The organism is Streptomyces sp. NRRL S-350, assembly GCF_000719705.1.
Lineage (GTDB): Bacteria > Actinomycetota > Actinomycetes > Streptomycetales > Streptomycetaceae > Kitasatospora.
The window spans coordinates 44,502-67,128 of sequence record NZ_JOHO01000012.1 but is presented as its reverse complement, the minus strand read 5'-3'; the positions used below and the strand labels follow the sequence as shown (position 1 = coordinate 67,128).

Annotated in this window: 17 protein-coding genes; 5 read left to right on the top strand and 12 right to left on the bottom strand. The window is 71.9% G+C overall.

The genetic code is table 11. The features are described from left to right. The 11 genes from IF30_RS0114460 to IF30_RS0114410 form a co-directional block, all read right to left on the bottom strand. On the bottom strand, window positions 1–1,314 hold the full coding sequence (locus IF30_RS0114460; RefSeq protein WP_030237276.1) for a CpaF family protein: 1,314 nt from the start codon (window positions 1,312–1,314) through the stop codon (window positions 1–3). Beyond that, window positions 1,314–2,144 (bottom strand): hypothetical protein, encoded by an 831-nt coding sequence (locus tag IF30_RS0114455; RefSeq protein ID WP_051710280.1) that lies wholly within the window; start codon window positions 2,142–2,144, stop codon window positions 1,314–1,316. The genes IF30_RS0114460 and IF30_RS0114455 overlap by 1 nt, the downstream gene beginning before the upstream one ends. 16 nt (window positions 2,145–2,160) lie before the next feature. Beyond that, a complete protein-coding gene (locus IF30_RS0114450; RefSeq protein WP_051710277.1) occupies window positions 2,161–2,901 on the bottom strand; it encodes a hypothetical protein in 741 nt (246 codons plus the stop codon). Between the two features lie 471 nt (window positions 2,902–3,372). Continuing rightward, complete coding sequence (locus tag IF30_RS0114445; RefSeq protein ID WP_051710276.1) at window positions 3,373–6,261, bottom strand: hypothetical protein; 2,889 nt, start codon at window positions 6,259–6,261, stop codon at window positions 3,373–3,375. Then, window positions 6,258–6,908 (bottom strand): hypothetical protein, encoded by a 651-nt coding sequence (locus tag IF30_RS0114440; protein WP_051710273.1) that lies wholly within the window; start codon window positions 6,906–6,908, stop codon window positions 6,258–6,260. Before IF30_RS0114440 ends, IF30_RS0114445 begins: the two co-directional genes overlap by 4 nt. Window positions 6,909–6,917: 9 nt before the next feature. Then, window positions 6,918–8,039 carry an NlpC/P60 family protein gene (locus tag IF30_RS0114435; RefSeq protein ID WP_037899990.1) on the bottom strand — a complete coding sequence of 374 codons (1,122 nt, stop codon included), beginning with the start codon at window positions 8,037–8,039 and terminating at the stop codon, window positions 6,918–6,920. Beyond that, entirely contained in the window at window positions 8,036–11,005 is a 2,970-nt protein-coding gene (locus tag IF30_RS47760) for a hypothetical protein (protein WP_030237261.1), read from the bottom strand. The genes IF30_RS0114435 and IF30_RS47760 overlap by 4 nt, the downstream gene beginning before the upstream one ends. Beyond that, window positions 11,002–13,575 (bottom strand): ATP-binding protein, encoded by a 2,574-nt coding sequence (locus IF30_RS0114425; RefSeq protein ID WP_030237257.1) that lies wholly within the window; start codon window positions 13,573–13,575, stop codon window positions 11,002–11,004. Before IF30_RS0114425 ends, IF30_RS47760 begins: the two co-directional genes overlap by 4 nt. Further along, window positions 13,572–14,159 (bottom strand): hypothetical protein, encoded by a 588-nt coding sequence (locus tag IF30_RS41470; RefSeq protein WP_051710271.1) that lies wholly within the window; start codon window positions 14,157–14,159, stop codon window positions 13,572–13,574. The genes IF30_RS0114425 and IF30_RS41470 overlap by 4 nt, the downstream gene beginning before the upstream one ends. Further along, complete coding sequence (locus IF30_RS0114415; protein ID WP_030237252.1) at window positions 14,156–14,488, bottom strand: hypothetical protein; 333 nt, start codon at window positions 14,486–14,488, stop codon at window positions 14,156–14,158. Before IF30_RS0114415 ends, IF30_RS41470 begins: the two co-directional genes overlap by 4 nt. Then, complete coding sequence (locus IF30_RS0114410) at window positions 14,485–15,558, bottom strand: conjugal transfer protein (RefSeq protein ID WP_030237249.1); 1,074 nt, start codon at window positions 15,556–15,558, stop codon at window positions 14,485–14,487. The genes IF30_RS0114415 and IF30_RS0114410 overlap by 4 nt, the downstream gene beginning before the upstream one ends. 871 nt (window positions 15,559–16,429) lie before the next feature. Between IF30_RS0114410 and IF30_RS0114405 the strand changes: the two genes are divergently transcribed. The 5 genes from IF30_RS0114405 (at window position 16,430) to IF30_RS0114385 (ending at window position 21,047) form a co-directional block, all read left to right on the top strand. Beyond that, window positions 16,430–16,882 carry a hypothetical protein gene (locus tag IF30_RS0114405; RefSeq protein ID WP_158835012.1) on the top strand — a complete coding sequence of 151 codons (453 nt, stop codon included), beginning with the start codon at window positions 16,430–16,432 and terminating at the stop codon, window positions 16,880–16,882. A 277-nt stretch (window positions 16,883–17,159) separates the two neighbouring features. Then, window positions 17,160–17,825 carry a hypothetical protein gene (locus IF30_RS0114400; protein WP_030237244.1) on the top strand — a complete coding sequence of 222 codons (666 nt, stop codon included), beginning with the start codon at window positions 17,160–17,162 and terminating at the stop codon, window positions 17,823–17,825. Continuing rightward, entirely contained in the window at window positions 17,822–19,516 is a 1,695-nt protein-coding gene (locus tag IF30_RS0114395) for a hypothetical protein (protein WP_030237241.1), read from the top strand. The genes IF30_RS0114400 and IF30_RS0114395 overlap by 4 nt, the downstream gene beginning before the upstream one ends. 137 nt (window positions 19,517–19,653) lie before the next feature. Beyond that, window positions 19,654–20,475, top strand: a complete 822-nt coding sequence (locus IF30_RS0114390; protein ID WP_030237239.1) for an alpha/beta hydrolase — start codon at window positions 19,654–19,656, stop codon at window positions 20,473–20,475. Then, complete coding sequence (locus IF30_RS0114385) at window positions 20,472–21,047, top strand: hypothetical protein (protein WP_030237237.1); 576 nt, start codon at window positions 20,472–20,474, stop codon at window positions 21,045–21,047. The genes IF30_RS0114390 and IF30_RS0114385 overlap by 4 nt, the downstream gene beginning before the upstream one ends. 6 nt (window positions 21,048–21,053) lie before the next feature. Here the strand turns inward: IF30_RS0114385 and IF30_RS0114380 are convergent, their stop codons facing one another. Next, window positions 21,054–22,337: an XRE family transcriptional regulator gene (locus IF30_RS0114380; RefSeq protein ID WP_158835009.1), complete on the bottom strand. Its 1,284-nt coding sequence runs from the start codon at window positions 22,335–22,337 to the stop codon at window positions 21,054–21,056. Window positions 22,338–22,627: the final 290 nt, after the last annotated feature.

Genomic DNA, 22,627 nt, shown 5'->3' with positions numbered 1-22,627 from the left:
TCACACCCACACCTCCCCAGGGATGTAGTCGAACTCGGCCAGGTCGTCCAGGCAGCTGATCGGGGCTGCAGCCATCAGCTGTCCGCCAGGGCCCAGCTTGAAGACCTCGCTCGAGGACACCCGGCCGCCGTCGAAGCCGTTCACCTCCCGGATCGAGGCGATCCGGCGGCGCTTCTCCCCGGTGAAGGGGTCGCGGACCTTCTTGATGAAGACCACGAAGTGCAGCGCCGACGCCATCAGCATGTGGGTCGCCTCGATCGGGAGGCGCTCCGCTGCCTCCAGGGCGTAGGTGGCGATGCGGTTGAAGACCTCCTCGCTGCTGTTGGCGTGGAGCGTCGACAGCGAGCCGTCGGTGCCTTGGCTCATGGCCTTCAGCATCTGGATGGCCTCGCCGCCCAGCACCTCGCCGACGATCACACGGTCGGCGTCGTGGCGCAGCGAGCGTTCCAGCAGCTTGCCCTGGGAGATGGCGCCTTCGCCCTCGGTGTTGGCCAGCCGCTCCTCCAGCACGAGGATGTCGGGGTGGAGGTCCTCGTACTCGTCCAGGCCGAGTTCGAGCGAGCGCTCGATAGTGATGATCCGCTCCTCCGGAGGGATCTCATTCGCCAAGGCCCGCAGCAGCGTCGTCTTGCCCGCGTCGGTGGCGCCCGCGACGACGATGTTCTTGCGGGCCTTCACCGCCGCACGCAGGAACTGGGCGGCCTCCTCGGTCACGGTGCCGTTCGCCTGGAGCTCGTGGAGGAAGACCTTTCCGAGGCTGGAGCGTCGGATGCTGAGCGCGGGCTGCCGGTCGCCGGTCATCGTGGGATGAATGGCGGCCAGCCGCTCGCCGCCGGGCATGCGGATGTCCAGCAGCGGATCGGTCTGGCTCCAGGAACGCGAGTTGACGCCCGCGTAGACCGCGAGCTGCTCCACCAGCTGCACCAGCTCGGCGCTGCTGCCCACCAGCGGCGGGACCTCCTCCTTCTTTCCTCCGGTGTACTTGACGAAGACCCGCCCGCCCTGGATGTTGATGTTCTCCACATCCGGGTTGTCCAGCAGGGGCTGCAGAGGACCAGCGCTGTACTGGGCGGCGTGCACCGCGCGCACCAGGCGCTCCTCCTCCTCCCGGGTCGGCAGCTCCCTGCCCTGGGCCATCGCCTCCTCGAGGTACTCCCTCATTACGTCGGCGATCACGGAGTGCGCGTACTGGCGCTCGTCGTCCAGCGTCATCGTCGCGGCGATCACGCCGCTACGGCGCTGCTCACTGAGCCGCTTGCCGAAGCGGGTGTGCAGCTCCCGCACCAGCTGGTGGTCCAACTGCTGCTGCTCCATCAGCGGATCTCCTGTCGGGCGGTGGTGGCGGGCGCGTCGTCGGGCGCGGCGGCGGGTTGGCGGCCGAGGCTGTACCGATCGCCGAGGGTGGCGGCGAGGACCCGGGTGGAGCGCAGCAGGTGGGAGCGCGCGACGTTGCCGCCCTTGCGGCCGGCCACCTGAGCAGCCCCGGAGGGGTCTTCGTCAATCAGGCCGAGGACGTCGGCGGGGACCCGGGCGTTGGCCAGCAGCTGGCGCAGCCCGCCCGCGGCGGGAACCTGTTCCTTGCGGGGGGCGACCAGCACGATGCCGACCGGCGGGCCGACTGTGCCGTTGGGGCTCAGCCGCGCGGTGACGGCGGCGGCCCGGTCGCGGACGGCGGCCAGGTCCTCCGCCTCGGTGCGGGCGATCAGCAGGACGACGGACGCCGCAGGGAGCAGCTCCAGCGTGGGGGAGTTGGGCCCGATGCGACCGAGGTCGGCGACGACGTCGATCTCTGGCAGGGCGGCGAGAGCCCGGCCGAGCTGGGGCCACAGGCCCGTCCAGGCGGTTGCCTGCTCGGCGGTGGCAAGCCCGAGCAGGACTTCCTGCCCGCCTTGGAGCCGCTGGGTGTGCTCCCAGACGATGGAGGGGCTGAGGCCGCGCCGGGCGGCCAGGCCCAACGAGCTCATCCCGGTGCTGGGATCCAGGGTTTCTCCGGACTCCGCGATCGGGCGGCGGTAGACGAGGTCGCCTCCCCACTCCCCGGCCTCGGCGTACAGGCTGCGGCGCGGCCAGACTGCGGCGAGGGCGAGCGCGGTGGTGCTGGTGCCGGGTGCGTTCTTGGGGGACGCGATGGCGATCAGGGCCATGGGTGTCGTCCTCTTATTACTGGGGGGCGGAGAGCAGCACCAACGCGACCTCGCCGGCTGAGGACGCCTGGGCGATGGCCCCGGACTTGTCGGTGGGCACCAGGACGGACAGCGACAGGCTGGTGCTGGCGGCGCTGTCGTTCTTGAACACCTGTCGCACGGTGCCGGAGGCGAGTTCGGCGCCCGAGCTGGGCGTGCCGGGGGCGGCGGTGGCGGTGCCGGTCGGCAGCTTCGCGGCGTCCCTCCCGACCCACATCACGCGGACCTTGTCGCCGTCGCGCAGCCCCGGCGGGAACTGTCCCGCCTTCAGGGCGAGTCCGACCACGGCCTGGTCGGTGGAGACACCGGTCTTCTGGGTCAGCATGTCGCCGGTGAGCAGGCTGCCCTTGGCCACCTCCGAGGCGGTGAAGAGCTGCCCGAGCTGCTGGCGCTGGTCCCAACGCACGAAGTTGACCGGGGTGTCGGCGGCGACCTGGATCTCCTCGATCGCCGTCTCCGGGATGTGCTGACCGGGGGCGACCCGCTCGGTGATCTTCACGGCGGACACCTTCTCGCCGGCCTTCTGGACGAGCACCGTCGCACCGAGGCCGCCCGCGAGGACCAGCAGGGCGGCCAGGACGGCCAGGCCCGGGCGGCGCTCGCGTCCGACGGCCGGAAGCCGGCCGCCCCCCGAGGGCTGCCGCTGCTCCGGCGCGGTGCGCTGTGCCGGAGGATTGGCCGTCTCCGGCTTCGACTTTGTGGGATTCCTCAGAGCCATTCCTGCCCCAACCGCATCGTGCTGGCGTGATTTCTGATTTGACGTCAACAAGTCAAATTCCGGGGGCTTCGCTATCGGGACCCCCTCCGGAGCGGACGTTGCCCGCCCGGGCCCTGAGCAGCCGTTGGATCGGCCACTCGGGCCCACGAATGCCTAACGCGACATGATCGCCCCCCGTTACCTCTGCCCTGGGCCCGCGAAACCGTAAAGGTTCTGGTCATCCGGTGTGCAGGTATGACCAAATCACTCTGGTGTCGCTGCGTCACAGAGCATCCGAGCAGTCACAATACGAAAGTTTCAGCCAGATGCCCACACCAATTCGGCCGTGGCGGTCCTGCCGTTGGCATAGTCACACGAAAATTTGTAGTAAATGCAATGAAATGGTCAGTGAGGCACATATTCGGGCAATCCGGATGCGGCCCCGGTCGCGGGCCGCACCCGGAAATCACCTGTTCAGTCCACCCGCAACGGCTACCGCTTCTTCGGGCGGCCAGGCCCACGCCTGCCGTGCCTCGTCCCCGCCTGGTGATGGACAGCCGCCGCCACCGTCGTCGTCGACCCTCCGCCGTCCGGCTGCCGCTTCGCCGTCGTCGCCCCGCCGTCCCCCGGGGAGGAGTCCGACTGCTTGTCAGCCCCGCCCGACGGGTCCGGCGCGGGGCCGTTGAACTCCAGCACAACGGCGTCCTGCACGTCCGCGACGGCCAGCAGCTCCGGGAGCGTCCTCGACCCCATCTGCTCGTCCGCCTTCTCCACCATCTCCTCCACCAGCTTCGGGCGGTAGTACATCCCGAACAGCTCGGAGACCTGCAAACCCCGCACCCGCAGCGGCCCCACCCGGTTCCCATCGGCGGTGACCTGCACGTAGTGCGAGAACCGCGGCAGGTCCGCGATCTGACCGGCGGACACCGCCCCGTGCCACTCCTCCGCCATCGCCCTGGCCGCGGTCATCGACCCGGCCGTCGTGCTCACCACGGACGAGTTCTGCATCAGCGCCTCCTTCGTGGCCGGACTGATCCGGCCGAGCGACTGCGCCATCACATGCAGCCGACCTCCGAACTTCCTCAACTGCTCGGTGATCGCCGCGAACGACGGACCACCCGCCGGGTCCAAGGCGATCAACTCGTCAGCGAAGGTGTGGAACCACTTCCTCGCCTCCGACGCCAGGTCCCTGCGGGAGAGACCGGCTTGCAGCAGGTTCTGCAGGACCGTGCTGAACAGCAGCCGGTCCGACGGCCCCGTGCCTTCCAGGCACAGCCACACGATGTGGCCCTCGTCCATCGCCTCCCGAATGTCGTACGTCCCCTGCGGCGAGCCCAGGAACGCGCGCGTCACCTCGTTCGACGCGAGGCGGTCGATCGGGTTCAGTACCGGGCCCAGCACCTCGGCCACCTGGTACGCCGCGAACGTCGTGGTCCACCACCGGCGCTGCTCGGGGCTCAAATGCTTGATCAGGGCGTCCCGCCACGGCTTGTCCGTCAGCAGGGTGCGGATCTGCAGCAGGGTCGCCTGCGCGTCCGGCCGGTTGGCGGCCACCGCGCGGGCGTTGTGCGCCACCAACGCCTCGATCGACTTCGTGAAGATCGTCAAAGCGCGCGGCGCCGCCGCGTCCGTCCAGTTCAGCCCCGTCGCGAGGGCGTCGACCGCTGCCGTGGTCAGCCGGTTGGCCTTGCGCCCGGGCTTCATCTCCAACAAGTTCCAGCTCGGCAGCTTCGCCCCCGGCTGGTCCGCGCGGGCCAGGTCGACCCGGCGCACTCGGGAAGCGAAGACCGGATGGGCGAGATAAGGGGACGCCGTGGTCCAGGAGTCACCGTGCGGATCGACGAACATCGCCCCGGAGCCGGCCGCTGCGACCGCGATGGCCCTGGTGAGCGCGGTCTCGGTCTTGCCGTAGTTCGACTTGCCCACGTTGACGCTGAACAGGAACTCCTCCTCGCGGGTGGCGATGACCCGGCTGGTGCCGTCGGCGTGGACGAGTCGCCCGTGCGGGACCAAAGCCTCACCAGCGACGTAGTCCGGCAGCTCCGAAGCGAGGACCGGCAGCACCGCGTGCATCGTCGGCGGCTTCAACAACCCCGCGAGCTCGCTGACGTGCAGCCAGTTCTGCTGGCGGGGGCCGACCTGCCCGCTGCTCCACCGCCGGTCGAAGGAGTCTCGGCGATGCCAGCTGTCCGCGCCCCAGGACCACTTCAGGAACCGGCCGCCGTCCACGCCGAGCCGGCTGTCCTGCCCGAAGACATCGAGACCGGCACTCACCCGTTCCAGCAGCTGCCGGGCACGCCCCTCGTCCTTGGAGGCGCAGCGCACCAGCAGCTGGATGCGCACCAGCCCGGTGTCGCTGTGCAGGCGCCCCAGCGCCTCCTCCGGCTCGACCGCCCGCGGCCGGGGCATCGGCATCCGGGAACCCGCGGAGGACTTCGACGAGGGGTCGAGGAGGCTGAGCAGCTGGTAACGCAGCGAGTCCTCCGCGTCCGCCGCCACGAGCGCCGCGTTGCGGGCGTTCCTGCGGGCAGCCTTGCGGCTGTCCTCCTGGGCTTCGTGCATCAGCTTCCACCGGCGCAGCTTCACCTGCCACCGCGGGATGGACTGGATGTCGACGACGACCTCGGCCAGGTCCCCCTGCTCGGCGCGGATGTCGCCGACGGCGTCGATCAGCGGCTGGAGCGGATCGGGGACCATCGGCACCTCGCGCAGCGCGGCGGAGGCGCGACCCTTGAGGACGAACTCGGCGCGCACCGCGACCAGGCGGCCGTCCTCCTTCTCCTTCCGCTGCTTCTCCAGTGCCACCTTGCCGTTCTTGCCAGCGGCCTTCGCCTTGGCTCGGGCCTCCTTCGCCTCGGTCTTCAGGCGCCTCTGCAGCTCCTTGTCCTTCTTGTCCAGCCGGTCCTGCGCGGCCTGGGCGGCCACCGGATCGGCGGCCTCCTCGGCCTCGGCGACGCTGACCTCCTGGAAGCGGCTGTTGGTGAGCAGGGTGGCGGCGGCCTTCGGCCCCTCCACGCTGTACTCCAGCGGCACGCTGCCGTCCGCCCGCAGCCGTACCCGCACCCGGCGGGCTCCTCGAGGTGCCCACCAGGGGCCCTTGCTGGACGCCCGCATCAGCAGGGCGGTCTGGCGCCAGATGTCCTCGCTGCTCGGGTCGAACCGGCGGCTGGGTGTCAGGATGTAGCGGGTGCGCAGCGCGAGGGCACGGCGGGTCAGGAACTGGTGGAGCAGGCCTGCGGCAACGGCCACGGGGGTGATGACGACAAGGAGCGTTCCGGCGTTGTCGCCGCACCAGGCGGCCACGTCGGCCAGCCAGCTCACGACGGCCCAGGCCGCGCCCAACACATCCTTCAGCATGCTGCTGTGGCTCTGGTCGTTCATCGCACGGGCTCCCATCCGGTCGAGGTGCGGGTGAAGATCACGGTGGCCGGCCGGCTGTCCCCGTACGAGCCGGTCGGGGAGGTGCCCGCCCACAGCAGGTCGACCCGGACCTTGTCGGTGCTTCCGTCGGCCGTGTGCGCGGCGGCGGCCTGCACCCGCACGCCGGTGTAGAGGTAGAGGCGGCCCGCTCCGGTGGTCGCGGGGAAGTACAGCGGCCAGCGCTCACGGCCGACGCCGGTGGTCTCGGCCATCCAGACCGCGCGGGCCAGGGAGGTGAGCTGCTCGGCGTCGGCCGGGGTGAGGTCGCTGGGCTTCTGCCGGGAGAACGCCTCCTGCAGAGAGGCGTCACCGGCAGGACCGTCACCGGCGGCGGGCACGCCGGACGGCATCACTTCCCGCACGGCGGTCGGACTCGGCGACGGCGCTTCGGCTGTCGGGGTGCCCGACGGCGAAGCGGCGGGCGTTGCCAGGGGCGTGGGGACGGTGGTGGAGGCCGGCGGGCTCGTCGAAGGGGCGGCCCGGGGGCCGGTGGCGGCCGAACTCGGCCGGTTGTCCGCGGCGCCCGGAACCAGCAGAAGGACGAGTCCTGCGGTGAGCACGGCCATGGCCGCGAGCTCGGGCAGTCGACGGGGTAGCTTGATCATCATTGTGGCCTCTCAGCCGAGCACGCGGGCGCCGCCCGCATAGTCGTAGTTCCAGACGCTGGCTTGCTTGACGACGTCTCCCGGCTTCGGGGCGTTGATCATCTGGCCGCCGCCGATGTACAGGCCGACGTGGTAGATACCGCGCGAGTTGCCGAAGAAGACCATGTCGCCCGGCCGGAGCGCGCTCATGCCGGCCGAGGCGGGGATGCGCTGCCCGACCCCGGCCTGGTCGGCGGCCACCCGCGGCAGCTTGATCCCGACCTTCGCGAACGCATAGACCATCAGGCCGGAGCAGTCGAAGCCGGTGACCGTCCGGCCGTCCTGCCCGCCCTCGGAGCAGCAGATGCCCGTCGTCTTGCCCGTCGCATCTCCGCCGCCCCAGGAGTAGGGGACACCGAACTGGCTCGCCGCCGCCGCGATCACCTGCTGCGCCTGCTCGGAGGCGTCCCCGATCGGCACGGTCGTGGTGGGGTCGCCGAGCTGGATGTACTGCTTCATCCACCGCAGTACTTCGTCGACGTAGGCGCTGGAGTAGTTGTAGCGGAGGATCGCGTTGTGCAGGGTCTGAGGGTCGGTCAGGTCCTTGCCCTGGCAGAGGTACAGCGCGGCGGCGAGCGTCTCGTCGTCGACGTCCTGCGGGCTGGCGCCGCCCTCGGGACGGACCTTGTCCGCGTACGAGGCGAAGGTGGAGGGGAGGAACTGGACGACGCCCACTGCGGCGTCGAACTGGCTGTTGCCGTCCCACCGGCCCTGGTCCGTGTCGTAGACGGGAGTGATGTTGCCTCCGACTCCGCGGCCGTCGAGGATCGGGCCCACGATCGGCGGTGTCACCAGCCCGTCGGCGTCGATCTGGTGACCCTCGGCGTGGCCTGACTCGACCTTGCCGATGCCGGCCAGGAGCTGCCACGACATGCCTTTGCACTCGGGGTCGAGCTGCGGCATCGCGGCGGCGGCCCGTACGTACGCCTCCATCAGCCGCGGCGGGATGCCGCCGACCGAGGCCACCGGAGCGGTGGCTCCCGGGTCGGCGCCGTCGATCATGCTGATGATGGCGAGGCCGCACAGTGTCACCGCCGCGCCCACCAGCAGCAGGCCCAGGCAGCTGATCTTCCGGTAAGCCCTGAACAGCTTCACAGCCCGAGCCCCCCGTCCAGGCCGTCACCGGCGCCGTCGGAGGTGCCGGCGGCCTCCTGCGGTGCCTGGTAGCCGATGTGACGGCGCATCCGCAGCGCCTCGAGCGGCGTGCGGCTCGGCTCGCGCAGCACCTCCGGGCTGACCCGCCGCAGCACCGCCGGGTCCATGCCCTCCATGGCGGGCGCGGGCGGGACGTCTGTGACCGGCCGCGACGCCAGGATCTCCCCTGTGCGCTCGTTGATGACCATCGGCTCCTCGCCGTCGATCACTCGGATCGGCTCGGTCGGCGGAAGGGCTCCTGGGCCCAGCGCGGAACGCATTTCGGACGGGCCGCTGTCGCCCTCGCCGCCGTAGACCACCACCTGACCGGCGCCCGGCTGAGCGGCGCGGTCCGGGGCGATGACGGACTCGCTCGGCTCCGTCTCGTAGAAGGGGTACTCCGGGCCGCGGTCCTTGGCGTGCTCCCAGACCTCGCCCCGGTCGGCCGGGTCGAAGTGGCCGGCCCGGCCGCTCGCGCCCTCGAACGGGTCGCCCAGCGTCAGGTCGTAGCCGGTCTGCGCGGCCTCGTAGGCGGTGCGGACGCCGTTGACCAGCGTCGGCCCGTACGTCTGGCCGAACGCGGCGGCCTGGTAGTACTGGTGCCGGGCTGCACCGCTGACGGTGTTGACCGTGCCCTGGACGCCCCGCTTGGCCATGCGGTAGCCGGCCGGGATTTCCTTCGTCAGGTCCTTCGCGCCCTCCTTCCAGTCGCCGGTCCACTCCTTGCGGACGTTCGAGTAGTGCTCCCATTGGCGGTCGACGTTCTCCCACATGGCGTCGTTGGCCCGGTTCAGCCGGGTCCAGGTGGCCGGAGCGCCGAGCGTCGCGTTGAAGCCCAGCTTGCCGACCTGGCCCGCGCGGATCGCGAGGCGTCCGGCCCGGGTGCCCAGCAGCGCGTTGTGCAGAGCGTGCCCCGCCGGGGTGAGGCCGTGGGCGGGCATCTGCTGCTGGCGTCCGAAGGGCGGCCTGCCTCCGCCGCCGGCCGGGCCGCGTCCGCCGCCCGGGCCACCGTGAGCGCCGGGACCACCGGGGCCGTGCTGCGGCGTCTGGCCGCCGAGCGGCCCCCGGGAGCCGACCGGCTTCATGCGGGCGGCGAGCTTGTGCGGCGGCAGCGGGTTGCCGGCCACCAGCTGGTGCGCGGCGTGGAAGGGCAGTGCCAGCGCGGACAGGCCGCGTCGGACCTCCCCGTACGCGCCGACGGCCATCGCCCCGCCGTTCATGCGGCCGAGACCGGGGTCGGCGATCGCCGCCAGGCCCTCGGCGATACGCGCCTTGCGCATCAGCGCACCGTGGGCGGGGGAGCCGCCGCCGAACATGGCACTGCCGAACAGCGCGCCACCACCGGCCCGACCGCCGCCCAGCATCCCGCCGCCGGAGGGCGACATCGTGCCCATGGCCTGGGACATCGCCAGCGCCAAGCCCTGGTTCTCGCCCAGGAACAAGCTGCCGCCGACCTTCGCGTACCGCATCCGGGACGCGAACCGCTCACCGACCTGCCCGGCGGCGGCGAAGATCCGCTTGTGGAACACCAGGATCACCAGCGCGAAACCGTCCAGGATCAACAGCCGCTGGATCATGACCGTGTCCTTGGAGTTCGTCAGGATCTGGTCGGCGCCCAGCGCGAACAGCGGCAGCATGATGCTGATCGCGAACTCGGTGACCACGCTCGTCATGAAGACCCCGACCCACTTCCAGAGCGCGCTCCGGTTGCCGCCGGGCAGCATCGCCCACACCAGCGCAGGGGCCGTCAGCGAGGCGGCCACCACGTCCGCGAACTGCGTGCCCAGGTGGACCAAGGCCATACCGAGCACGACGATCGCGATCAGCAGCGTCGCGAACAACACCAGGACGGTGCCGCCGACCCGGTCCCAGTTGCTGTTGACCGCGAAGTTGTAGGCGGCCTTCCCCTCGTCACCGTGCTTCTGCAGCTCGGTCTTCAGCTCGTCCCAGGCCGTGCTCTTGGGGCACAGCTGGTCGGACCCGGGCAGCCAGCTGATGCACCCGTCGCCGGCGTCCTTGCCCTTGATCTCGCCGTGGATCCACCGCCGGTGCACCTCCGCGAGCTCCCGCTCGTGGGCGTTCTCGGACTTCGGATTCGGGATGATCCCGTACTGCAGCAGCTGGTACGGCTGCACGACCAGGACGCGGGTCAAGGTCATCCGCATCGGGCAGCTGGGGTCCTTCTTGTCCTTGTCGCTGGTGCAGCCGGGGTCCGGCCCGTTGACTCCGGCGGCCAGCTGGCCGACATCGTGCGCGGCCTGCTGGGTCTGCACCAAAGGACCCTGCTCGCCCAGGACGCTGCGCGGACTCAGCGCGGGCATCAGCACCAGCGTCGACAGCAGCAGGGTGATGATCATCTCGCCGGCGCCGCGGCCGACCTTCCCCTTCATCATCAGGATGCAGCCGAAGGCGCTCCCCATCGCCAGGAAGAGGGGGTAGAGGCCCAGTTCGTTCGCGGTGACCTGGAAGAACTCACCGTTGAGCTTGTGCGCGGTTTCCACCAGCGTCGAGACGATGGGGAAGTTCCAGATCCACTGGCAGACCCAGCACATCAGGCCCACCGCCATCCGCACCAGCGCGAAGCCGGCGCCGAGCAGCAGGTTGCACACGTGCGACCGGATGTCGGTGGTGCCGCCGTTCTCGCTCTTCAGGTCGTAGTTGTCGAGCGGGACGCCTTCGGACGACAGGACGTTGAGGGGGGCCAGGATGCCGCCGCGCTCGCTGCCGTCGGCGGCATCGGCGGCCGACGCTCCCGCCAGCAGGAACAGGAACGTCATCCCGGCCGTCATCAGCACGGTGCGACGCCCGGGCCAGTAGGCGGCGGCGAAGCGGTGGACCGCCCGCGCGATCCGCAGCGCCCGGCGACCGGCGGCCCGGACCCGCCGCGCTGCGCGCTCCAGCGGAGCCGGGAAGGTGGGGGTGTTCATCGCAGGGCCTCCTTCCGGAGCGAGCTGGTGGTCGGGCGGGTGGCCGGGGTGGTGAAGATGTTCTTGTGCTTGGGCAGGTCGGGGACCACGACCTGGATGAGGCCGACGCGGTTTCGGGTGTCCTGCAGGAACATCTCGCCGGCCCGGTTCTGCTGGCCGTGCGGCGACAGGCCCTTGACCATCTGCAGCAGGCCCTCGTCGTCCGGGGGCAGGCCGAGGAACTCCAGGCCGCGCTTGGCCATCGCCTCGTCGGTGGTGCGGGCCAGCACCCGCTGCGTGATCAGGCCGCGGATCGTCTCGTTTCCGAGCTCTGGGGCGTCGTGGGCGCCGGCGACGAACCCTGCGTTGTGCTTGCGGCCGTCGTGGGCGATTTCGGAGATCAACGCCGATCCTTCGGCGGAGGAGGTCAGCCAGTAGATCTCGTCCAGGATCAGTGCGGCGAAGCGGCTGCGGTCCGTGAAGGCGATGTGGCGGCTGATCGCGGCGATCAGGTAGAGCACCGCGCGGCCGATCAGGGCCTCCAGTGGCTGGGTCCGCAGTACCTCCGGCCGGCCCAACGACTCCTTCGGCGGCAGCGTCAGCCCATTCGTCGCGAAGATGATCAGGTCGGCCTGCAGGTCGATCAGCGACAGTGCGGGCAGCGACGGGTCGAAAACCATCCGGGCCAGCTTCTGGTCGCTGACCGTGGCCAGCAGGTCCAGAACATCGGCGGCCGTCGCGCCGCGGGTGCCTCCCTCCTCGGAGATGGCCTCCAGCTCCTCCAGCACCGCGCCCATGTGCGGGTTGCGGGAGGCAGCGGCGGCCTTCACCGCCCGGGAGAGCAGCGCACCGCCCGGCGACATCAGGTCCAACTGGGTCTGCAGCAGCAGGTAGCTGAGCGCCGCCGCCTCGCCTTCCGCAGCGGGGAGGACGCGCAGCGGGTCGATCGAGACCTTCGCGTTGGCGGCGTCGATGACCTGGTGGCGGCCCGGGGCGGCGGTCGACGCGAAGCTCACGTACTCGCGCTGGCTCGTCCGGTCGATCACGATCGCCCGGTGACCCCGGTCGAGCAGCGTGCTGATGATCAGCTTGAGGAACACCGACTTGCCCGACCCCAGGTCCCCCAGCACCGCGAGGCTCGCCGCCGTGTTGCTCAGCGGAGCGGCGGCCAGGTCCAGGTAGACCGGCTTCGTCGTGCCGACGTCCAGGCTCTGACCGATCATCGGGCCGCTCTCGTCGCCGATCTCCGCGACGGTGAACGCCCCGCTCATCGCCCAGTCCTCCGAGAGCTGGAACTGGGTGCACTCCCGCTGGCGCAGCACCGACGGCGCGCCGGGCAGGCCGAGCTGGAACAGCCGCTCCTGCCCGCCGCGCGGCCGGATCACCCCGTAGTCCGCACCGGACAGCCGCGCCTTCAGCTCCCGGGCCCGCTCGTCCGCCACCTGCGCGGTCGGGCCCCACACGGTGAACGCGGTGCGGGACTGCACCTCCAGCTCCACGCTGGTGCGCCCCAGCCGGGCCTCCTGCTCGCCGAGCACCTCGGCCGCGCCGTGCAGCGAGTCCGGCGTGCCGGTCGGGTGCGCCGCCCACTGGTCGGCCTGATCGCTGAGTTCGGCCTTCTTCTTGGCGATGGCCCGCTTCGCCCGCTGCCCTTCCACCAGGGTCAGGTCCACCACCGCGTCGACCGGCCACGGCAGTACGTCCAGCCGCGCCAGCAGGTCGGCCGAGCCCTCGTAGACCGCCTCCGGGATCTCCTCCAGCGCCAGGTGCGCCTGGTAGCCGGTCTGCTCCTCCGTCTCGACCTGCAGCCACAGCTTCGACAAGGCGCTGCCGTCGATCCGGGAGCCGAGCCAGCCGCGCAGCCCACCCTCCTCGCGCTGCCGCCGGGCGGCGGCGTCCTGGCCGCCCTCCAGCAGCCGCACCTGGCCCAGGCTCGCGTAGCCCGGGCTGCGCAGATGGGCACCGACGATCCGCCCGCCGTAGCGCGTGCTGGTCTCGGCCTCGGTGAGCAGCGGTTCCTGCATGCCGCGGTGGACCGCATGCTGGTGGATCCACACGATCTCCGACGGCCGGGCGGGACGCATCTGCAGGCCGCCGCCGAACCCGGTCTCGGTCTGCCGGGCCAGTCCCCTATATAGCTGCACATCGGCGACCGGCACCGGGGCCGGGGGCAGACCGGCCTGCTCGCCGAACATCGCCCACGCCGACCCGCGGGCCTGGGCGAGCTGCGCCGCCCGGCCGGGTGCCTGCAGCGGCACCGCCAGCCAGACCGTCCGACGGTGCATCTCGCGGTCGGACAGCAGGTACTCGGCGGCGCGGGCGCTCTCCAGCGCGCCGGGGTTAGCGTCCAGGTCGACGCCTTCGGCGATCCGGGCGGCGACCTCGCTCGCCTCGACCCGGGCGCACAGGCTGTACAGGCGGGCGGTGCCGGACAGGGAGCGGACCAGGGAGGTGACGCGGCGCAGGACGTCCTGGCGCTCGAGGTCGCTGGCGTAGCGGGAGCCGATCGGGGTGACCCGCCAAAAGGCCCAGACGGTGCCGGTGGTGGAGAACAGGAGGTTCCCGGAGATGTGACGGATCGACGCCTTCACGACGGCTCCCCTTTCTGGGAGTGGGCGGCGGAGGCCGCGGCGAGCATCTGCTGCAGGGGGGTGAGGGCTGGCCCCGGAGCCGGGCCGGCGGGGAGCGGATCCCGGGTGCGGGGTTCGAAGATGCTCAGCGAGCGGAACTCCGGCTCGGGCCGCAGGTCCTCGCGGACGGCGGGGACTTCCACGGCCGGCTCGTCGCCCGGGGCTTCCTCGACGGTGAAGCAGCCGGTCATCACCACCGGCCGCATCGGCCGTACCGCGCGACCGGCGATCCGGCCGCCGCGAGGAGTGATGAGCAGGGAGGCGGCGTCCGCCGCCACGAGGAACGGGCTTCGCCCGGCGATGCGCGAGTGCCGCGCGGCCCAGATCGCCACCGCCCACACCACCACCGGCAGGGGGCCGAGGACCGGCGCCCACCAGGTGACGGTGCGGATCAGCAGGAAGGCGCCGACGGCGGCCACCACCAACTGAGGTGGCGTGTAGGGCCCCATCGGGATGCGCCAGTCGCCGATCTTGCCCAGAACCCACGGATGCCTGCGGGCCTTGGTGTAGGAGCGGCCGATCCTGGGACGCGCGGCGCTGCTCACGACTGGCCCAGCTGGCCGGTGAAGGCGACCGGGAGCTCACGCGGCAGCTGGCCCGCGCCCTGGACCTTCGGCACGCTCGGCGCCTTGTTCTCGCTGTACTCGGTCTGGAAGATGTCCGAGATCGTGTACCGGCCGGTGAACAGCGACCAGCAAATGACCAGGCCGATGGCCCCGCCGATCGCCGCCTTGACGCTCATCTTCCGGATCGCGTAGATGATCACGATGCCGGTCAGGGCGATCATCAGGCCGGCTGCCGTCCAGTCGAGCAGCGTGTTCGCCCAGCTGTTGCCGAAGTTCTGGATCGGCCCGGCGAGGGTGGTGGTGTTCATCGGGACGCCCCGTTCGTGGTGGTGGAGGTCGGCGCCGCGGCGCCGGAGGAAGAAGCGGCGGTGCCGGCGGGGGCGAGCGCGGCGATCTCCCACCGCCCGGCCCGGGCGGTCAGCCGCAAGGGGTAGGACAGCGGCCACTCACCGGCGCTGTCCGACGCGACGACATCGGCCAGAACCTCCAGCACCGTCCCGTCCGCCGGCGCGGACGGCACCGCGTTGGAAGCCGTCAGCGTCTTCAGCGAGACCTTCGAGTAGGCCGCGCCCGGGGTCGGGATCTTCGCCGTCGGCGCGAGGTAACGGGAGCTGTCCCCCACCCCGCTCAGGTAGGCCGTCAGGTAGCCGGTCACCGTCTCCCGCAGCGGCCCGTCCATGACCTGCGAGCCGTACGTCCGCGTTGCCGGGTCCGTCTCGGTCAGCGAGCCAGGCGCCGCCACCTGAGCTGGAGCTCCAGTCACCACCAGCGAGTCCGGCGCACCGCCGGAGGCGTCCGAGCGGACCATCGACACCTGGACCGCGAAGTACCGCACCACCCGCACACCGCCTTGCGGGACGTCGGCTCCCGCTGCGGGCGCTTGCGTGGAGCTTTGCGTAGAGCCTTGCGGGGACCTTGCGCCTTGCGGGGAAGCAGGCGGCACGACCACCGTGGCCGCAACCGTCACCTGCCACGTCCGCCCGCCCATCGGGGTGCTGCGCACCGCGACCGTCTTGACGACGGAGGTCCGCAAGGCGGAGGACGACTTCGGCAGGTCGACCCCGGGGGCCATCGCGCGCAGCGCCGCAGCGTCGGTGTCCGCATCGGTGGAGCGCAGCCACAGGTCGACGAAGTTCTCGGCGTAGCCGACCGGCGGAGCGATCACGATCGGGGCGGCGGCCTGCCCCTCGGGGGTACTCCGGGCCGTCTGCGGGAGGGCGATCGCGAGGGCGAGGGCCAGAGGTCCGGCAGCGAGCGCGGCCCAGATACCGCCGTACAAGAGGACGGTCCGGGCGCGGGAGCGGTGCAGATCGGTGCCGGAGGCGATCGGCGAGGGGGTGTCCGGCGCGCGGTTGCGCCGGGCAGAAAGGCGGTTCACTCAGGACTCCTAGGTCGTCAGCGATTGCTGTCGACGGAGGAAACCCCGCACTCCTTGACGGACCCCTTGATGATCGAAGCCCGCCCGGTAACGACTGCGCAACGGGCCCGATCAAAGCTATGACCTGCGGATTTGGTGGCCCATCAAGGAACCGCGGCGGTTCCTTGATGGGCCATCAAGGAACCGCGGACCCCGGCGGCGGGCGGCATCAAGGTGAGCCGCCCGCCCCGCAACCGCAGGGACGGGGACTCCTTGATGGCCTCCCCAGCACCCGGGCCGGCACCTTGATGGGGCACCCCTGCGGGTCCGGATTCCTTGACACCCCGCCCCGGGGCCGCACCGATTCCTTGATGCCGTCCCCGGCACCCGGCGCGGCCGAACCGCTCCGGTCGGGCACCGCGGAGCCGCTGCGCAGCGCGGGCAGGGGCGAGCCGGGAGCCCGCCGCCGGGTACCGGCCATCAGTGCGCGCCATTGCAGCTCCGCCGCGCCGGCTGCCGTTCCGAACGCGGTCCGCAAGGCAGTCCGCACCACGGCGCGGGTGCGGTGCGCGGCGGTCGGCGCGGCGGCGCCCGCAGTACGCATCCACCGCGTGGCGCACCCTCCGCACCGCACGGCTCCCTCTCCTTGCGGTGCGGGTGCGGGACGGTGCCCGCCCCCGCAAAGGGGTTGGTCACCCGCACCCGCAAAGGACCGGTCTCCCCGCAAAGGTCCTCTCACCCGCATACGCAAGCGCGCCTGCCGCTTTGCGGAAGCCACTCCGGCGGACCGGTCCGGCCCCGCCGCCGCGCGTCAGGTGACCTTTGACAGGCGATCTTGACCGGTCCTCAGATCGCTGCACCACCGGCGCACGAACCCGCTACGGTCCGGCTCGTGCCCACTCTCACTCCCTCGCAGGCGACCGCCCTCCAAGCCCGACTCGCCGACGCAGCCGTCCTTCCCCGCCAGCGCCGAGCCGTCCCCCACGTGGCCGCGATGACCGCCACCGGACCGGACGCTGACAGCAGCAACACGACGGAGCACGTCCTCGCCCTGGTCCGTCAGGAACGCGACGGCGAGCCCCTGCGCGGCGCCATCGAGGTCGCCTCCAAGGCGCTGCTGCACAACGCCCTGCCCAGCGGCGAGGTCGTCGCGGTGGGCGACCAGCAGGACGACGCCCTCGCCGTCCTGGCCCAGCGTGTCCTGCGGCTCCACCTGTCCGGCGAGGGCACCGCCGCCTGGATCTTGTTGCGGCAGTACGACGTCCCCCGGCACGCCGCGGTCCTCGCCCTGATCACCGGTTGGCTCAACCTCCAGCTCGCCGGTGTGGATCCGATGAGCCTGTAGCGCGGCGCGGGTCAACGCGGCGGCCGAGACCAACGATCCCGTACGAGCGAGCACACGGGTCAGGCTCAAGGCGGGAAACGAGCAGCTATCGAGGCCGGTGGGCAACCGCCCAGGCCGCCTGTCAAACGTCATCAGGTACACGTCATCCAGGAGCGCTCAGCCCCTCAACCGGCGGCGTTGCGCAGTCGTTATCTGCCGCACCTTGATCATCAAGAGGTCCGTCCAGAAGTGCGGGGTTACCTCGGGCACTGATCCACCACAGCCCGAGGAGCCCCCGATGGACCTGCTGCCGACCCTGCTGCCTGGCGACCCCGGCTGCCTGGCCGCAGTCGCTGCAACCACCTACCTCCCGGCCGGCGCCTTCTACATCGCGCTCACCGGAATCGGCGGCGACCGGCGCCCTACGACACCCGCGGCCATCCTGGCGGCCGTCGCCGCCGCGGTGGCGCTGACTGTCTTCTGGCCGCTGCTTCTCGCCACCCGGGCGATCCGCGCACTGCACCGTCGCCGGGCCTCGGCCACCGGCCCGCTCCGCCTCGCCATGCCGGCCCCACGACCTGCCGCCCCGGCGCCGCTCCCGCCGAAGCCCTCCGAGCCGCCCGTGCCACCGCGCTGGTACCGGCAGGACTACGCGGCCGTCAGCGTCGCCCTCGCCGAAGGCCGCACCGCGATCGCCCGAACCTGGGCGGGCTTCCTCGCCGACGATGCCACCCTCGAGTTCGGCCCCGCCCACCCGTTCACCCAGGAGGCGTGGCTGCTCGTCGCCCGCACTGTCCACGCCGCCCTCACCGACATCCAGGCCAGGCAGCCGGCCGACGACGCCCAGCCGATCGAAGACCCGTACGGCTACTTCCTCTTCCCTCAAGCCCACCGGGGCGCCTGGGACCCCGACCGTGACAGCGTCTACGCCTCCGCCCGCGGCCAGCAGGCGGTGACCCGGTGACCACCTTCTTCACCGGACTCTCCACCGGACCCGACGGCTGCCTCGTCTGCGAGGGCCTCGACTACGTCGAGTTCGACGCCCGTCTCGCCCGGGACGGCGACTGCGCACCCACCACCAAGGCGGCGTACATGGCACTGTCCTCCTTCGCCGGGATCGAAGAGCGCATCACCCTCACCACCGAGGCCGTGGCGACGTGGTCCGCGGAAGCCCGCTACGCCCTCCTCCCGTACCGCAAGACCGTCGCCGCCTGCATGGGCCGCTCGGTCAAGACCCTCGACCGAGCCACCGCCGACCTGGTGGACCGCCAGATCCTGGCAGTCCACCCACAGACCGCTCCCGGCAACGAGGCAGTGGCCGACGCGAACCTGTACCAGCTCCTCGACCGCGAGCGCTGGGCCCAGCAACTCCTGCAGCGGGCCGCCGCTCCGACACCCACTCCCGTTCTCGGCCCCGACGGCCGGCCGGTACCCCGAGTCCAGCGCGCACCGGGCATCGACTACGTCCGCCTCGACGCCCGCATCGCCCGCACCGGCGAGCGCTCGCCGAACTACAAGTCCGTCTACGCCGCGATCGCCACCTTCGTGAACATCCACAACCGGGCGATCACCGACCGGCCGCCCACGGTGAAGGAGCTGATGGCCTGCACCGGACTCGGCCGTACCGCCGTCACCGACGTCCTGGCCCAGATGCGGGCCGACGGACTCCTCCTCATGCAGGACAACTTCCTCCCCGCCCAGGACGGCGGCGGTCGCGTCGCCTCCTCCTACTTCCTCCTCGACGCCCGGCTCTGGCGGGCCCGGGCCGCTGCCCGCGACGACCGCGAGATCGCCGCCTTCACCGGGGGGTGGCGTCACCAGGCGGACATGGGTGGGGACACCACGCGGACAGGGGTGGCGTCACCAGGCGGACATGGGTGGGGACACCACACGGACATCATTAAGAGCAGTAGTGAGAACAGTCGCAGCGAGCCCCTTCCGGACGCCCGTAGGGCAACTACAGGTGGTTTGCCGCGCGCGGCCCGCAGCGCACGCTCGCGCCCCAAGCCGAACCCGAGCAGCGGCACAGCCGCGACCAAGACCACGAAGCCCCACACCAAGACAATCCGTACCACCGCCTCCAAGCCCGTCCCCCGGGAAGAGGAAGTCTTCGCGATGGTCGACGCCCTCGGCGTCAGCAAGCACCCCGCCATCAAGGTCCCGCCGCTGCGCCGGGCCGTCCGCGACCTGCTCTCCGCGGGCCGCACGCCCGAACACGCCCTTGCCCGGATCAACGCCGGCTGGTGGCGGGCCCGGGTTCCCGAGCGGATCAAGACCGGGGAGATTCGAGGGCCGGTCGGATACCTCGCCACGATCCTCTCCAGCCGAGAGTGCGAGCGGCCGGACTGCGAACGCGGGCTGATCCTCGGCTCTGGCGAGGAGTGCCGCGCCTGCGGCCTGCGAGCGGCCGAGCGCCAGGCCCGCCGCGCCCAGGAGTACCTGGAGCAGGAGACCATCGCCCTCGACCAGGTCGTCCGGCCCGCTCGCCAGCGCCGCACCACGCCGCAGCCCGCCCCGACGACCTGGCGCTGCCAGGCACCCGGCCCGGACGGCCTGGGCGGCGGACCGTGCGGCAGGCCGGGAACCGGCACCGCGCCGGAACCGGCGATGTGCCCGGACTGCCTGGAGAGCCTCCGCCAGGCCCTCGCCAGGTGAGCCCGAACAGGGTCGGCCGCGGATCGCGGGCCGCGAACGCCGCTACCCATCGCCTGCCACCCCCGCAGCCCGCCCCGGAGAGATCGCATCTCTCCGGGGCGGGCATCCGCATGCCCGGCGATGGCTACCATCGGTGCATGGCTGATCGCGATACGGAGTTCCGGTCCTTCGATGGCACGCGGCTGAGCGGCACCGTCGCCACCGCCGAACGCCCCCAGGCGCTGGCGGTCCTGGTCCACGGGGCGGGCGTCACCCGCGAGGAAGGCGGCTTCTTCACCCGACTCGCCGGTGCCCTGGCCGCCTCCTGGGTCGACAACCTGCGCTTCGACCTGCGGGCCCACGGCAGCAGCGACGGCCGCGAGCAGGACATCACCATGGCGGGCGTTGCCAACGACATCCGCGCCGCCGCCGACCATCTGCGCGCCGAAACCGGGTCACCGGTGGAGAGGCCGGTCCACGTCATCGCCGCGTCCTTCTCCGGCGGGGCCGCCGCACTGGTCGCCGCCAACTACCCCGCGGCGGTGGACAAGCTGGTCCTGCTCAACCCGAGGCTGGACTACCGGCAGCGCTACATCACCAGCCGGCCGTACATCGACGACGCCGACTACCTGGACGAAGCCTCCGCCCGGGAACTCGAGGACCGGGGCTTCACCGAGCGCAGCCCCTTCGGGCTCGGCCGGGCCCTCCTCAACGAGGTGCACTACCTCGACCCGGCGGCGATCCTTCCGCGCATCCTCTCCACCACGCTGCTGGTGCACGGCACCAAGGACACGTTCGTGCCGGTGGAGTCCTCCCGCCACTACCTCTCCGCGTTCGGCGGAGGTGCCGAGCTGATCGAGCTGGACGGCGCGCAGCACGGATTCGCGGTCCACGACGACCCGCAGTACCTCGACCCGCAGACGCAGGCGTGGCAGACAGAGGTGATCGAGAAGGTCACCGCGTTCCTTGCCGCGCGGTGACCGGCCGACCCGGCCTACTGGACCTGGAGGCGGAGGCCTTCGCCGAAGTCACTGCCGCCGTCCGGGCCGGGCGCACCCTGACCGCTGAGCACCTGCAGCGCTTGGTCGGCTGGGCCGGACGCCTCCATGTCCCCGCCCTGCTCCATGACGCCTGGTTCGGACGGGCCGTCACCGCCGCGGTCCTCGCCCGGTACGTCGGCCACGCCTGGAGCGCGGCAGAGTTCCCCGACCGGAGCCTCCCCCGGGAGAGCTGGCGGCAGATGTTCCGGGCTGCCGGGTACACGCGCGACGGTGTACCGGCTCCGCTACCGCCCGGGCCGGTGGAACTGTGGCGCGGCAGCGTGCCCGAGCGGCGCAGGGACTGGTCGTGGACCGCCACCCGGGCGGTCGCCCAGCGCTACGCGGACGGCGCAGTCTCCGGCCGCCCGCCGGGCAGGCTCTACCGCGTCGTCGCGCCGCCCGAAGCCCTGCTGTCGCACAGCACCAGCTGCAACGAGGACGAGTACGTCATCGACACCCGGGGACTGCGGATCACCGAAGCCCCCCTGGTCGTGCCACCGCGGGCGGGCTGAGGACAGCTACCTGCGAGCCGCGGGCCGGACTTCACGCAGAGCGCTGAGCAGCTGGCGTACGGCCGGGCGCCGGGAGTGCGGGAGCAGGGCCGCCTTGGTGCGGTGCAGTTCGGCGAGGGCCTGGCCGAAGCCCGCACCGGCAGCGATTTCCAGCGCGGCCAGTGCAACGTCGGCGGCTCGGTCCGGCTCGCCGGTGGCCACCAGGGCACCGGACATGGCGGCAGTGAAGAAGGCGCGGTCCCGGGGGGCGAACCGGCCGGTCGCCAGGTAGCGGCCGAACAGGTCGACGGAGCGGGCCGGTCGCCCGGCCTCCCGGTAGCAGAGCGCACTCTGGACCATCAGCCGCTCCAGGGTGTAGCCCTCCCCCAGAGGCCCCGTGCAGGTCGCCGGGCCGGTGGGCGGGGGTGCTGCTTCGACGGCTTCTCGGGCCTCTTCGAGGAGCCGGTCGATCGCCTTTCCCCGAACTCCGGTGAGGGCCAGCGCGCGGGCTTCGTGCTGGAGGGCCTCCGCCCGGGGCCGCGGCGGCAGCGACCACGGCCCGGCGTGGGCGGCGCGGGCGAGATCCCGCATCCGGGCAGGGTCGCCGTCGGCGGCTTGGGCCTTGCGCAGCAGGACGTAGCCGTGGAGCTGCCCTTCTCCGGCCATGGTGGCCAGCTCGATCGCCCGGTCGTGCCAGAACGCGGTGGGCGCCGGGCCGGCTTCGGAGTCGCGGTGAAGCCAGGCAGTGAACTCGGCCGCCCGGGCACCGAGCACTAGGAGATCCCGGCGGGCGCTCCCGGAGGCCTCGCGGGCGGCCCGCTCGACCGAGCTGACGATGGCCAGGGCCTGGGGGAGGGCCGCGCGGGGGCCGAGGACGCTGTCGGTGCGGCCCGCGTCGTCCAGCGCGGCTCGAAGGTGCGGCAGCAGACGGTCCGGCCTGTCCGGCAGGGCCAGGCCAACCTCGGGCGGGCAGTAGAGAGGTGGCGTCGTGCTCCTGGGCATGCCGGGTCGGCGTCCCGGCGGGCGGCAGAGCGGGACGAAGCCGAGGTCCTCCAGGATGCGCTGAGCCGAGCGCCGCTCCTCTGGGCAACTGAACATCGACACCAAGACCTTGCGGGCGTCCCGGTTCGGACAGCCCGGCGTCGGGGACTCCCACCGCCGCACCTGCCGGATCGAGATCCCGACCCGGACGCCGATCTCCTGGGCGTGGTCCTCGAAGGCGTCGACGAAGTCCTGCTGGGTCTTGAGCCCCAGCGCGATCCTGGCCGTGACGAACGCGGGGTTGCCCACCTCTACCGGGTCCCCGGTCACCGAACCTCCCCGCCCGCCTGGTGTCGCTTCGACAGCGCACCAGTATTCCGCCGCCGGTCCCGATGTGTCCGGTGATCTGACCTCGACTCGCCCTTCCGGGGACTGTTGTCTGGGCGGGTACATGCGCAGCGAGGAGATGACGGATGCTCACGCCCACGGCCGGCCGCGGGGCGCCTTCGGCAGGTGCCGCCGTCGGCCCCCGAACGCCGCCGGGCCAAAGGCGCGTCGCGGGAAACGGAAGGCGGGGCCGGGTCGGATCGACCCGGCCCCGCCCTGCTGTCCGTTCCTTG